Source organism: Vibrio sp. 10N.239.311.G01, from assembly GCF_041465805.1.
Taxonomy (GTDB): Bacteria; Pseudomonadota; Gammaproteobacteria; order Enterobacterales; family Vibrionaceae; genus Vibrio; species Vibrio crassostreae_C.
This window is the reverse complement of record NZ_JBFSRM010000021.1, coordinates 52,164-65,231: the sequence shown is the minus strand read 5'-3', so window position 1 is coordinate 65,231 and position 13,068 is coordinate 52,164. Positions and strand designations below refer to the sequence as shown.

13 protein-coding genes are annotated in these 13,068 nt (G+C 43.6%); 3 read left to right on the top strand and 10 right to left on the bottom strand.

All coding sequences use genetic code 11. From position 1 onward, the window contains the following. Positions 1-37: 37 nt before the first annotated feature. Positions 38-1,600 carry a murein biosynthesis integral membrane protein MurJ gene (gene murJ / locus AB6D06_RS16345; RefSeq protein ID WP_032545655.1) on the bottom strand — a complete coding sequence of 521 codons (1,563 nt, stop codon included), beginning with the start codon at positions 1,598-1,600 and terminating at the stop codon, positions 38-40. A gap of 251 nt (positions 1,601-1,851) precedes the next feature. Here murJ and rpsT point away from each other — a divergent pair, with 251 nt between their 5' ends. Then, complete coding sequence (rpsT, locus tag AB6D06_RS16340) at positions 1,852-2,112, top strand: 30S ribosomal protein S20 (protein ID WP_004739529.1); 261 nt, start codon at positions 1,852-1,854, stop codon at positions 2,110-2,112. A 281-nt stretch (positions 2,113-2,393) separates the two neighbouring features. On the opposite strand, the gene AB6D06_RS16335 is transcribed toward rpsT, so the two are convergent. After that, on the bottom strand, positions 2,394-2,687 hold the full coding sequence (locus AB6D06_RS16335; RefSeq protein WP_004735028.1) for a metalloregulator ArsR/SmtB family transcription factor: 294 nt from the start codon (positions 2,685-2,687) through the stop codon (positions 2,394-2,396). A gap of 100 nt (positions 2,688-2,787) precedes the next feature. Then, positions 2,788-3,678, bottom strand: a complete 891-nt coding sequence (nhaR, locus tag AB6D06_RS16330) for a transcriptional activator NhaR (RefSeq protein ID WP_017059341.1) — start codon at positions 3,676-3,678, stop codon at positions 2,788-2,790. Positions 3,679-4,067: 389 nt separating this feature from the next. On the opposite strand from nhaR, the gene AB6D06_RS16325 reads away from it, so the two are divergent. Then, a complete protein-coding gene (locus AB6D06_RS16325) occupies positions 4,068-5,213 on the top strand; it encodes a Na/Pi symporter (RefSeq protein ID WP_017059340.1) in 1,146 nt (381 codons plus the stop codon). 259 nt (positions 5,214-5,472) lie between these two features. On the opposite strand, the gene AB6D06_RS16320 is transcribed toward AB6D06_RS16325, so the two are convergent. From AB6D06_RS16320 to rppH, 5 genes are read right to left on the bottom strand one after another with little or no spacing between them, the layout of a single operon-like run. Beyond that, entirely contained in the window at positions 5,473-6,324 is an 852-nt protein-coding gene (locus AB6D06_RS16320) for a thymidylate synthase (protein ID WP_017059339.1), read from the bottom strand. Between the two features lie 9 nt (positions 6,325-6,333). Beyond that, a complete protein-coding gene (gene lgt, locus AB6D06_RS16315; RefSeq protein ID WP_017059338.1) occupies positions 6,334-7,155 on the bottom strand; it encodes a prolipoprotein diacylglyceryl transferase in 822 nt (273 codons plus the stop codon). 57 nt (positions 7,156-7,212) lie between these two features. Beyond that, complete coding sequence (locus tag AB6D06_RS16310) at positions 7,213-8,004, bottom strand: sulfite exporter TauE/SafE family protein (protein ID WP_017059337.1); 792 nt, start codon at positions 8,002-8,004, stop codon at positions 7,213-7,215. 8 nt (positions 8,005-8,012) lie between these two features. After that, positions 8,013-10,262, bottom strand: a complete 2,250-nt coding sequence (gene ptsP / locus AB6D06_RS16305; RefSeq protein WP_372111047.1) for a phosphoenolpyruvate--protein phosphotransferase — start codon at positions 10,260-10,262, stop codon at positions 8,013-8,015. Between the two features lie 2 nt (positions 10,263-10,264). Continuing rightward, complete coding sequence (gene rppH, locus AB6D06_RS16300) at positions 10,265-10,783, bottom strand: RNA pyrophosphohydrolase (protein ID WP_017059335.1); 519 nt, start codon at positions 10,781-10,783, stop codon at positions 10,265-10,267. A gap of 616 nt (positions 10,784-11,399) precedes the next feature. Between rppH and mutH the strand changes: the two genes are divergently transcribed. Continuing rightward, positions 11,400-12,065, top strand: coding sequence for a DNA mismatch repair endonuclease MutH (gene mutH, locus AB6D06_RS16295; protein WP_372100372.1), 666 nt, complete (start codon positions 11,400-11,402; stop codon positions 12,063-12,065). 88 nt (positions 12,066-12,153) lie between these two features. On the opposite strand, the gene AB6D06_RS16290 is transcribed toward mutH, so the two are convergent. Both AB6D06_RS16290 and AB6D06_RS16285 read right to left on the bottom strand, forming a co-directional pair. Next, positions 12,154-12,465: a DUF6482 family protein gene (locus AB6D06_RS16290; RefSeq protein WP_372100371.1), complete on the bottom strand. Its 312-nt coding sequence runs from the start codon at positions 12,463-12,465 to the stop codon at positions 12,154-12,156. A gap of 204 nt (positions 12,466-12,669) precedes the next feature. Next, positions 12,670-12,921, bottom strand: a complete 252-nt coding sequence (locus AB6D06_RS16285) for a hypothetical protein (protein ID WP_008224444.1) — start codon at positions 12,919-12,921, stop codon at positions 12,670-12,672. Between the last annotated feature and the right edge of the window lie 147 nt (positions 12,922-13,068).

Below are 13,068 nucleotides of genomic sequence, written 5' to 3'. Positions count from 1 at the left end.
TATTGTGTGAAACCGACGGATTATATACTAATCAGTATTAATCTGTCGCTGCTTTTAAATGTTTTACTCGGATACCTAAAATCAGTACCGAAACAATATAAACAAAGCCACCAAGTCCAATCAAGCCAGTTAATGTCAGCGCTCTCTGGCTAAAGCTCCATTCAAGCCAATGTTGCATATTATCCAGCTGCCATAAAATAGCCGCTACCATCACCACACCTGAGATAATTAATTTGGCACTGAACAACAAGGTTGTCTTAGTTAATTGATACACACCCGCAAGGTGCAATCCTCGATATAACAAGGCCATATTCACAAAGGCAGACAGTGCCGTCGCAATCGCCAAACCCACATAGCCATAAAAATAAGCAAAGATCGCGTTAAACACCATATTGGTCACCATAGCGATAATGCCGTACTTAACCGGTGTTTTGGTATCTTGGCGAGAGTAATAGCCCGGAGCTAAAACTTTAATCAGCATGAAATTAAGCAAGCCTGATGCGTAAGCTACCAATGACATCGATGCTTGCTGTACATCGTGTGGAGAGAACTCACCACGCATAAATAGCACCATCAACATGGGTTTAGCTAAAACGATAAGACCTAACATCGCAGGAATACCAAGCAGCAACACCATGCGCACACCCCAATCCATGGTATGCGCGAACCCTTCCCCTTGAGCATCTACGTGTTTACGAGACAAAGCAGGAAGAATCACAGTCGCAATCGCGATACCGAATAAACCGAGAGGAAATTCAAGCAGTCGGTCTGAGTAGTACAACCAACTGATAGAGCCTGTTGCGAGGAAGCTGGCAATAAAGGTATCAAACAATAAGTTGATTTGGCTGACCGATACACCGAACAGAGCAGGGATCATTAATGTGCGGATCTTAACCACACCCGGGTCTCTCCATCCCCACTTCGGCTTAACCAACACACCCGCTTTGATCAAGAAAGGCATTTGGAAAAGGAATTGGACTAAGCCACCAAGAAACACACCAATAGCCAAACCAATTTCTGGTTGTTCTAAATTAGGTGAGATAAACCATGCAGCGCCTATGATCATCACGTTCAAGAACACAGGAGTAAAAGAAGAGACCGCAAATTTACCTAATGTATTAAGAATGGCACCAGATAAAGCGACGAAGGTGATAAACCATAAATAAGGAAAGGTAATCTTGAGCATAAAGCTCGCTAGCTCAAATTTGGGTGCTGATGGGCCATCATTTAGCCAGTCGATAAACCAACCCGCACCAAACATCGCGGTGATCACGCCAGAGCCCAATACCCCGATGACGGTGACAATAGAAACTAAAACCCCGAGCGTCCCCGACACCTTAGCAATTAAATCTCGTGTCTTATCTTTATCACCTGCGGCGTGATATTCCGTTAATACAGGAACAAACGCTTGAGAAAACGCACCTTCTGCAAAAAGTCGACGTAAGAAATTAGGAATTTTATTAGCGAAGAAAAATACGTCGGCACTCGCTCCTGCCCCCATCAAATTTGCTACTACTACATCACGTACTAGCCCCAATACACGGGAAACAAAAGTCATTGCGCTGACAATCAGGCCTGACTTTAATAGTCGTTTACTCACAGAAACCTCTGACACTGGTTGATTACTTTCAAGCGAGGATAAATACTATCCTGTCCTAAGAAGCATATTTATTAGCATTGGTCTAAAAATGCTGTTAGAATCCCCGCCATCTTAACCGCGATGACCTTTCCATACCAAAGTTTGTTTGGCTACGATTGGTTTTTGCACAAATCATTTGACAATTAAGCGCTAATGAGGGATAGTCCTCGCCCTTAAATTGTCACCGAACTAAGTTTTTGGGAGTTAGACCCTTGGCAAACAGTAAATCTGCTAAGAAGCGCGCTATCCAAGCTGAGAAACGTCGCCAGCACAATGCTAGCCGTCGTTCTATGATGCGCACTTACATGAAAAAGACTATCGCAGCTATCGCAGCTGGTGATAAAGAAGCTGCAACTGCTGCTCTTGTAGAAGTTACACCACTTCTTGACCGTATGGCGACTAAAGGCCTTATTCATAAGAATAAAGCTGCACGTCATAAGTCTCGTTTCGCTGCTGCAATCAAAGCTCTTTAATAGAAATTTGATTACAACGCAAAACGAAAAAAACCGGCCTAGGCCGGTTTTTTTATATCTAAATTTTGAGTAACGCTTTTATTTTACGTGCTAACAGCCGTTTTTCTGACCGATAAACAATTTAAGCAGATAGATAAAACAAACAATCAGAAAAATAAATAGAGAAGCAAATTGGTACGTAGATAGGTAGATAGGTAAACACTAACGTTCAATGTGAAATGCTAACACTTCCTTGTGTCATTCTATCGCTGATAAGAAATCCCCCTCCCACCAGCAATAAGCTACTTGCAGTAAATACCATGCAGTAGGTTAATCATCGCTTTTACTTCTTCACTACTCAATGTGTAATACACAGTTTGAGCTTCTTTGCGAGTTTCGACCAAACCATCTCTTCTCAACCAAGCAAGATGTTGAGATAAAGCAGACTGACTCAGTTCCAACTTGCCACACAACTCCCCAACCGACAGTTCAGTGCCATGTAATAGGCACAAAATCTGTAAGCGACGCTCGTTAGCCATGGCTTTGAGTAGAATCACAGCTTGTGCTGAGTTCTTCTCCATCTCTTTTAAGTTCATAGTTTGGCTCCCTACAACCTTTACGCCAACTACGGGCTATCAGTATTTCCGGCATATTGCGGAGTTATGATAATCGATATCAATTCATTAACAAACTATCTCACTCGAACAATTTGCTAAAATCTGCGTCACATACGTTTTTTACTGCTGGATGTTGGATCATCCTCTCAGCAAATATGACGTAGTACTCCTCTTTTAACTCTTCAATACCGCCTAATAGTTGCAGTGATGTGTCGTCTTCCACTTCAGACATATAAATCGTCGGTGCTAAAAATATTACGTCATGATGGTAACGAGCAAAAGCCTTCATCAATGCGGCATCATCAAACTCACCTAAAATATCTGGCTTAAGCCCTTGTCTATCAAACCATTGCAGCACTTTACGACCCATTGAGGTTCGGCTGCCAGGGATCAAAAGCTTTCTTTGCTCCAATACAGCAGGGAAATTAACCCCTTCAACCTGACCTGAACTAAAAAAGCTCATTCCACTCTCACCCAGCTTTTTACTGAACAGGCCCGGGCTTTGACTAGAGTCCACCGGACAGTCAGACAAAATCATATCGAGCTTATGTTGAGAGAGTTGCTCAAGTAGCATTTCATGGGTCGATTCAAAACAGCGCAAGTGAATGCTGTTATCTGGAGGGATGGTCGACATCAGTATCTTACTGACGAGTCTTTTAGAGAGCGCATCCGCGACGCCAACATCAAACAGAATATTGGAGTGCTGGCTGTAATTCACGATGTCCAGCATCTCGTAACTCAGGCCAAACATACGATCGGCATATTTAAAGACCAGTTGCCCAAGCTCTGTAGGCTCAACACTTCGGCCATTACGCTTGGTCAACTTGCCATCCATGCGTTCTTCTAAGGCTTTTATCTGCCCCGTTACCGTTTGTGGTGTTAGGAATAGGGCTTCTGCAGCTTTAGTAACAGAGCCTTGCTTGCAAACCATCCAGAAGTAATACAGATGGTTGTAGTTGAGATGCGACATAGATGTGCCGTAATAAAAGAGTAGATACCCTTTTATATCAAATATGACACCGCCACTCAACAAACTCGGAAAAACCTAACCAAACATAGATTTACCACTTATTTTTTCGAAGTGTCTGATTTCATAATGTAATATTTCATCGATTATTTTCAATTTTTTTCTAACTTTTAAGATCTATATCACCTATAGAATTTCCATTAAAAAACAATTTAAAACAACAACTTAAAACAACCACATTAGCAATTGGAATATTTAAAGAGTAAATCATCACAAAAAAGTCGCACCTAAACCAAAATGTAATATTACTGAAATATTTCCCCTCTAACATCACGCTCAGATTAAACAAACAGACCAAACACAGACTTAAACGGTCCAATGGAGAAAACATTATGAACCAAGCTACTACTGCAGCAGCGCCTATCTCGAGCACTACTCGTTGGCTACGCTGGGCTAACTTGGCATTCATGCTTTACCTACTATTACTTTCAGTTTCAATGGTTGGTACAGGCTTCAAATGGGCAACAGGCGAGCAAGCAAAGGTTCTTTTCGAATTTGCTTCACACCCAGTTGCAGGCTTAATGATTGGTTTAGTAGCAACAGCGCTTATTCAATCATCAAGTACAGTTACTTCAATTATCGTTGGCCTTGTGGCAGGTGGTTTACCTGTTGAGCTAGCAATTCCTATGATCATGGGTGCTAACATTGGTACTACGGTAACCAATACGCTAGTTAGCCTTGGTCACGTTCGTTGTAAAGAAGAGTTCAAACGTGCATTCGCAAGTGCGACAATCCACGACTTCTTTAACCTATTAGCCGTTGCTATCTTCCTACCACTAGAGATGGCGTTTGGAATTCTAGAGAAAATTTCTCACTGGTTAGTATCACCGATGTTAGCAACAGGTGATATGAGCATGGGTGGTCTTAACTTCATCAAGCCAATCACTAAGCCTGTTGTAAGTGCGATTAAAGAACCACTATCAACGTTTGGCGACACTGTTGGAGGCATCATGCTTATCGCTCTAGGTATCGCAACTATCTTCGTAGCTATTACTGTAATGGGTAAGCTGATGAAGAGCCTAATGGTTGGTCGTGCTCGTGAGATTCTAAAGAACGCAATCGGTCGTGGTCCAATCCACGGTATCGCTTCTGGCTCTATCGTGACTATCCTTGTTCAGTCTTCTTCTACGACAACAAGCTTGATGGTTCCACTAGTAGGTTCAGGTGTTCTTAAAGTACGTGACGTTTACCCATTCACTCTGGGTGCAAACATCGGTACATGTATTACGGCTCTACTTGCAGCTACAGCAGTGTCTGGTGAGTTCGCAGTATTCGCACTACAAATTGCTCTAGTACACTTGGTGTTCAACATCATGTCAACGGTATTCATCTTCGGTATCCCGTTCCTACGTGAACTTCCAGTTAAAGCGGCAGACATGATTTCAGACATGGCTGTGAAGAACAAAGCTGTAGTGGCTGGTTACCTTGTTGCGGTATTCCTTGTACTGCCTGGTAGCGTGTTAGCTCTTACCGCTTAATAGCAAAATAAACATCGCTTATAGCAAAGCCCGCTACCTCCTAGGTTGCGGGCTTTTTCTTTTTAAGAGTAGATACGGGATTCGTGTAAGCGAGTATCGAAGAGAAAGAGCCAATGCGCGTTGAGAGTATACGAGTAACATAAAGCATCACACAGCATATGATTTCTCTGCTCTTCGAATCTCGATTACTCGTCACTGTAACTTAGATACAAAAAAGGCTGCACAGAGGCAGCCTTTCAATCAAACAAAGCGAGTGAGATTAAACCGAGAATGGGTACTTAATCGCTTCGTGGCATTCGTAACCTTCAACCCAGAAGTCATCCATCGTTACCCATGTTTCCAAATCTTCTAGAGACTTAATCTGAGGATTGATATGGAATGTTGGGCCAGCTAACGGCTCACGCTTTAACTGGATATCACGCATAGGTGCAAGTTGATCTTCGTAAATATGAGCATTTACTAGCTTATGGTAAGCCACGCCAGCTTTCTTACCCGTGATTTGCGCCATGATAGCTAGGAAGACATACACTTGAACCATGTTGAAGTTCAGGCCTAGGGGTACATCGCAAGAGCGCTGAGTGCTGTTTAGGTACAGAGTATCACCAAGTAGTGAGAAGTGATGGCTGTACATACACGGACGCAAACATCCCATGTGGAACTCACCTGGGTTGTAGAAGTTTAAGATCTCGCCGCGGTCATCAATACCGTTAGTTAGATCATCAACAATCTTCTTCAGTTGGTCGATATGACCGCCGTCAGGTTTTGCCCATGCACGTCCTTGAACGCCATAAACACGGCCCATGTCATCTTCACCCTTGCGGTAAGGGTTATTCAGCCATGCTTCATTCAGGTTAGAATTCGCATCCCAAGTTTTAGTCCCTAGCTTACGAAAATCTTCAGCATTGTCGTAACCACGGATATAGCCAAGCAGCTCAGCAACTGCGGCTTTCCAAAAACTCTTACGCGTTGTTACCAGTGGGAATTGGTTATTACCAACATCATATTCAAGGTCAGCATTGATCACGGTTAGGCAACGCTTGCCCGTGCGTTCATTTTCAATCCAAGTACCGTCATCAACGATACGCTGACAGAGATCTAAATACTGTTTCACACCAATTCCTTACTTCGTTTGTTGTGGTAATTCGTCTTTGTAGTGACCACGCTTGTATGCCCACACCATCATCAGCACACCGATGATAACCATTGGCAGTGACAAAATTTGTCCCATAGAGATAAATCCACCGAACAAACCTAGGTGAGCATCAGGTTCACGTACGTATTCTACTAAGAAGCGGAATGTACCATATCCAGCTAGGAATAACCCTGATACAGAACCAAGAGGACGCGGCTTTTTGATAAACCAGTTCAAGATGAAGAACAGCACGATACCTTCAAGCGCCATCTCGTAAAGTTGAGATGGGTGACGAGGAAGTGGACCACCGTTAGGGAACACAATCGCCCATGGCACATCAGTCACACGGCCCCAAAGCTCGCTGTTCATGAAGTTACCTAGACGGCCCATACCTAAACCAAATGGGACGAGTGGTGCAATCATGTCTGCCACGCCAAAGAAGGTGCGACCATTCTTTTTCGCATACCAGAACATTGCGGTGATAACACCCAGCAAGCCACCGTGGAAAGACATACCGCCAGTCCATACCTTAAATAGGTACAGTGGGTCTGCTAGGAAAAGGTCAAAGTTGTAGAAAAGTACGTAGCCAATACGACCACCCAACACTACACCTAGAAAGCCAGCAAACAGTAAGTCTGATACTTGCTCTCGAGTCCAACCACTACCCGGTTGATCAGCTCGGCGATTTGCTAACCAAAGAGCAAACATAAAACCGACAAGGTACATTAGGCCGTACCAACGAACTGAGATTGGTCCTAGTTCAATAAGAACAGGATCGATATTTGGGAATTCGATAAAACCCTGAGACATACTTGGCTCTCTATCTAAATTGATTAACGGTTAGCTCAATGACTAACAGAAAAGACACTACAGCAGCATTGTGGCTGCTATAAACATTAAAAATACCGCAAAGAATTTCTTCAGCACAGGGGTTGGCAATTGAGTGGCCAGTTTCGCACCCACTCGAGTGGTCAAAACTGAGGTACAAGATATCGCGATCAAAGCCGGTAGATAAACATAACCCAAGCTATACGCAGGAAGATCATCGACAGAAGATCCATGCCAAATAAAACCTAGCATTCCCGAAATCGCGATAACACAACCGCATACCGAAGATGAGCCGACGGCTTTACGCATTTCCACACCGTGATGGTTAAGGAAAGGTACCGATAAAGACCCACCGCCAATGCCCGCTAAGCTTGATACCAAACCAATCCCGCCGCCACACAACACGGTTTTAGCTGAACCCGGCATCGATTTTTGGCTCTTGGAGCGAATCGACAATAGCATTTGCAACGCCAACACCAAAACAATCACACCAAAGACTTTTGGTAAGTATTGAGCTGGAATTACATCGGCCACGAAAGAGCCGAGGAAGCCACCTATCACCACACCTGGCATCAACCATTTAACGACAAACATCTCTACGTTACCCAACTTTAGATGGTTAATCGCAGACGATCCCGACGTAACGATGATGGTTGATAGCGAAGTAGCCAATGCCATTTGCATCGCAAACTCTTGGGGGATACCCGCTTTAGGAAGCAAAAACAGTAAGGCAGGAACAACCAGCAAACCACCACCAATGCCTAGCAAGCCTGCTAAAACACCAACAATAGCACCAAGGCCCGCTAACAAGCCTATCAGTTCATATGACACGTTAAATCCTATTTTTTACCTGCTCGAATGAAGCCTGTAAATTCACGCTCTTCGAAATAGTTCAGCATCATACTATAGATGTCACTACCATACGGTTTTGAAAGTGCCTTATTTGCCAAATCCTGTAATTCAGCCAAGTTCGATTGACGAATCAAATATTTGGTTCTTGCGACATTCGAGGTATTCATACTTAACGTCTCATACCCCAATCCAATCAATAGCAGCGCGCCCATCGGGTCACCGGCTAACTCGCCACAAATACAAACAGGTAATTGATATTGCTTACAAGTATCATGAATTTGTTTTAATACCATGATCACCGCAGGGTGCATTGATTCATAGACATCGGATACTCGTGAATTGTTCCGATCAACCGCTAATAAATATTGGGTTAAGTCGTTGGTACCGACTGAAACAAAGTCGACCTTGTGCGCAATCAGCGGCAGTATGTACAGCATGGATGGCACTTCAATCATGATACCAACGCGAGGCATACGCACTCGGTTATCAAGCTCATGCACTTCATCATACGCTTGTTCAATCAACTGTAGCGCGTCATCCAACTCCTGTGCACCAGAGATCATCGGCAGCAAAATACTCAAGTTATGGCTTTCACAGCTCGCACGTAGCATGGCACGTAACTGAATAATAAAGATGTCAGGATGATCGAGCGTAAACCGAATACCACGCCAACCAAGGAATGGATTGTCCTCTTCGATAGGAAAATACGGTAAGGCCTTATCACCACCGATATCGAGTGTACGCATCACCACTTGTTTCTCTGGGTAGCTTGCCAGTACAGAACGATACTGCTTGAATTGTTCATCCTCTGACGGGAATCTTTGCTGCAACAAGAAAGAAATTTCAGTTCGATACAGCCCTACGCCATCAACGCCTTGGTTGATAGCGATGTTAGTGTCTGCACTTAAACCCGCATTAAGCAGAATCTCGACTTGCTTGTTGTCTTGCGTTTTTGCCGGTAGGTACAGCTCGCGATTGACCATAGAGGAGAGCTCACTCTCTTCTAGAATCAGCCCTCGATACTCTTTGAGCAGGCTTTTAGTCGGCTCAATAAAGATCTCACCGCTATACCCATCAACAATCGCTCGCTTGCCATTAGCTTGAGCTAGGTTGAGGTTTACCCCCATGACGGAAGGTATGCCAAGCGCTCGAGATAAAATCGCTGCGTGCGAGTTCGCCGCCCCTTCCAAGGAAATCACCGCTAAGAGCTTTTCTTTGGGAATAGACGCTAATACCGAAGCGGTTAACTCACGAACCACTAGGATAATCGGCTTCTCTAACGTGCGAAGTTCATGTTCAGAGTTGTGGAGGAAATAGAGCAGCCTTTGTCCGAGCTCTCGGATGTCTTGTGCTCTCTCACGAAGATACACGTCCGACATACGAGCAAAGCGATTAGAATAACTCTCTACAACCTGTCTTAGTGCCCAATCGGCTTTATCGCCTTTCTGGATTTGGCTTTTTAGATCCTTACGCAGCATAGGATCGTTGAGTAAGTGAGTAAACAGGTCAAAGATCGCCAACGCATCTTTATTGATTTCGCTATCTAAGCGCTTTCGCATGCGCTTAAAGTCATTGAGGGCGTTTTCAACCGCTACCGCCAACAACTCATGCTCTCTCTCTATATTGAGCGTCGAAGCAGGATAAACATCGGTGAGTTCAGGCTGAGTGTTGTCCCACCATAAGTCACCAATCGCCACGCCCGATGAAGCTGCAATACCTTTAGTAGCCGGTAGCTTCTGTTGCTCTAACAGCCAATGGCCTTGAGTTTGGGCGTGCGCCACAATAACTGCAAGTTGTGCAGAGAGCGTGACAAGGAAGGATTCTTCCATCTCACTAAATAAACGTGGGGTCTTCTGTTGAATGACCAATACACCGAGCACTTGCTTGCGGTGGATAATCGGAGTACCGAGAAAAGAGTGATAGACGTTTTCTCCAAGCTCTGGAAAAAACTTATAAGCAGGGTGAGCAGACGCTTGTGCAAGGTTGATAGGTTCAGCACTTCTTTTAACAAGGCCAACCAGACCTTCGTCAAAACCAATGTGAATGCTATTGCCTTTGAAGATCAGGCCTTGAGTTGCCATCAACTCAAGGCGCTGCATATCATTATTTGCCAAATACACGGTGCAACATTCCGTCTGCATCGCACTGCATGTCTCTTTAACCAAAATATCAAGAGCCGTCGACACATCTTCAACTCTTGATACGTGTTCAACTATTTCCCTTAGTTGACTGAGCATGCTTAACCTCTACGCAATTTGCGCTTTCCTTTTATTTTTCGCTCTTTAAACGGCATTGCTAAAGATGCGAACTCTTTCATCGCTCGACGGTAAACATCTCGCTTGAAAGAAACAACTTGTCGAACTGGGTACCAGTAACTCACCCAACGCCAACCATCAAACTCAGGTGTACTTCCACGCTGCATATTGATATGCGATTCATCGCAATCTAAGCGCAAAAGGAACCACTTCTGTTTTTGTCCAATACAGACAGGTTTAGAATCCCACCGAACCAGTCGTTTGGGTAGCTTGTAGCGTAACCAATGACGACTTGTCGCGACGATCTTTACATCCTTTTTAGTAAGGCCAACCTCTTCATACAACTCGCGGTACATTGCCTGTTCCGGAGTCTCACCTTCATCTATTCCCCCTTGAGGGAATTGCCATGAATGTTGCCCGTATCGTTTAGCCCAGAAGACCTGACCATGGTTGTTACAGATTACAATACCAACATTTAATCGGTAACCATCGCCATCTATCACTGGCCAACCTCTATCTAAATTTTTAATTACTCTGATTTTTCCACATATCCCCAATCGGAGCAAACTTAGTGACGTGATAAGCGCTATATTTATGAATAATAACTAGGAATATGGATAAGTTTTGCTCAAATTTTAGTTACCCACACAATAGTGAGACATAGACCACATTTATTCACCTTTTCTGTGAGTAACTATGTGAAGAATTACCCGCAATCGTTTTTTTTAATCCATAGATTCATCAACACCAAAAACAACAAATCAGTCAAAATAATTTTATTATTATATAAATCAGTAAATTAAAATAACATTCTAGTTTTAAAAAACATTAGAAATGTAAAAGATCTTTCAGAAACCTGACATGGTTAAAGATCAACCACTCCGATGTTTATCCACACTACTAAGTGAAAGATTCATTTTGAACCCCATTTGGCAAGCATTTTATCCACCATAAACCCCTGTTTATTTATCCACTAAATTAATATTTCAATTAATTACCTTTATGTCCTGTGGATAACCCTGAGTTTGATCCCTTTTCTCGCAAGGAGATCATTTCTTAACCAGTCGTCATATGGTGATAACTTCTGATAAAATCATTTTTTTGATCATGCCTTTTATTATGAAACCAGAACCACAAACACAACAAGAGCTGTTAGACAGAGCCTACGCGATTGCCGGAATGACTTTCAAAGAGCTCGCTGACGAAGCCGAAATGGACATGCCGAACGACCTAAAGCGTGATAAAGGCTGGGTTGGACAGCTTTTGGAATGGCACTTAGGCGCACCTGCTGGCAGTAAGCCAGAACAAGATTTTGCCAAACTAGGCATCGAGCTAAAAAGCATTCCGATTGGCTACTCTGGCAAGCCACTCGAAACCACCTTTGTTTGTGTTGCGCCACTGATGGGCGTACAAGGCATAACATGGGAAACTAGCCACGTTAGAAATAAACTGTCTAAGGTGTTGTGGATCCCTGTCGAGGGAGAAAGAGAGATCCCGCTAGCAGAGAGGCATGTAGGATCCCCATTATTATGGACACCTAGCCAAGCTGAAGACGAACTCTTGAAGCGAGATTGGGAAGAACTGATGGAGTTGATCGTTTTAGGCAATGTTGAACAGATAACAGCAAGACACGGTGAAGCACTGCATTTACGTCCGAAGGCTGCTAACAGTCGTGTGTTAACGGAAGCTTACGGTGCAAGCGGAAAACCTATCAAAACTAAACCACGTGGTTTCTATCTGCGAACTCAATTCACCCATAAATTACTGACAACACATTACGCATAGATCGTTTAATCGAGCCTCGATAGCCAAAACTATCAGTGCGTTAAAAAACAGTCTGGAATTAGAATCAATATCTCGCTACCAACGCCTCTTAATGAGGTTTGAGCGCCAGTTCAATATCACAGTAGCTTTGGCTTAGCTCATTACCAAACTCATCATAGGCGTTGTGTAAGCGAAGATACGCCTTTTCAAAGCCGAGCCGGAGTAACTCCTCTTTCACTTGATCCAAGGATCCAAAGTGAAGCGGCTCGCCGTCTTGCTTTACCGGTTCTAGCTTATGTTTGTACTCCACCGCCAATAGATATTCTGAAATATCAGAACAGCCAATAACGTACACTTTGGGTGTTTGATAAGAGTCTTTGTGCTCTCCATGTAACCACATGTCTAACTGATGCTTTTGCATAACCGGCCTCCCTTGCTCTCTATAGCTTAGTAGAACTCTATTTCTTTACTAGGGCACGTTGATTTTTCTCGATTAAAAAAACAAAAAAGAGAAGCCAATGCTTCTCTTTTTTGTCCAGTTCTAGTTCAAAAGCGCTCACTTTTGACACCTAACTATCACCGTCAATGATTTAGGGGGTTGAAAGGTGCGATCAACCCCGAAAGATTACGTCGGTATTCGCGCGCTAAGAACACGACGAAGATGACGAACGCGACGTTCAATGGTGACAACTTCAGGCTCAGAGAAACCAATTGGACGACCATCGGCTTCAAGGCCAATATCTCTTAGCAAATGAGTGTTGTGCCAAGGTAGGTCTAGTGAACTACGACGTACTTTTCGCTGCCATTCCCGCTCTTCACGACGAAGATCGGCACGGATAAGGACTGTTGCTAATTTTAAATATACTGAGTGACGCATAATAACTCTCCAGTTGTTGAGTCAACTGAGGAAAAATAGCGTGTTAGATAGTATGAGGGCTTCTCACTTAGCTGCTATTTTTCCGCAGCCAAATAAGGATACGGATCTATTAGTTAGGTTTATCTTGGGTGTTTCGATCGGCTATGG

Excerpts from the sequence above, each read along its gene's own strand:
- AB6D06_RS16335 (WP_004735028.1), bottom strand. The coding sequence starts at position 2,687 with ATGAACTTAAAAGAGATGGAGAAGAACTCAGCACAAGCTGTGATTCTA.
- nhaR (WP_017059341.1), bottom strand. The coding sequence starts at position 3,678 with ATGTCGCATCTCAACTACAACCATCTGTATTACTTCTGGATGGTTTGC.
- AB6D06_RS16325 (WP_017059340.1), top strand. The coding sequence starts at position 4,068 with ATGAACCAAGCTACTACTGCAGCAGCGCCTATCTCGAGCACTACTCGT.
- lgt (WP_017059338.1), bottom strand. The coding sequence starts at position 7,155 with ATGTCTCAGGGTTTTATCGAATTCCCAAATATCGATCCTGTTCTTATT.
- ptsP (WP_372111047.1), bottom strand. The coding sequence starts at position 10,262 with ATGCTCAGTCAACTAAGGGAAATAGTTGAACACGTATCAAGAGTTGAA.
- mutH (WP_372100372.1), top strand. The coding sequence starts at position 11,400 with ATGAAACCAGAACCACAAACACAACAAGAGCTGTTAGACAGAGCCTAC.
- AB6D06_RS16290 (WP_372100371.1), bottom strand. The coding sequence starts at position 12,465 with ATGCAAAAGCATCAGTTAGACATGTGGTTACATGGAGAGCACAAAGAC.
- AB6D06_RS16285 (WP_008224444.1), bottom strand. The coding sequence starts at position 12,921 with ATGCGTCACTCAGTATATTTAAAATTAGCAACAGTCCTTATCCGTGCC.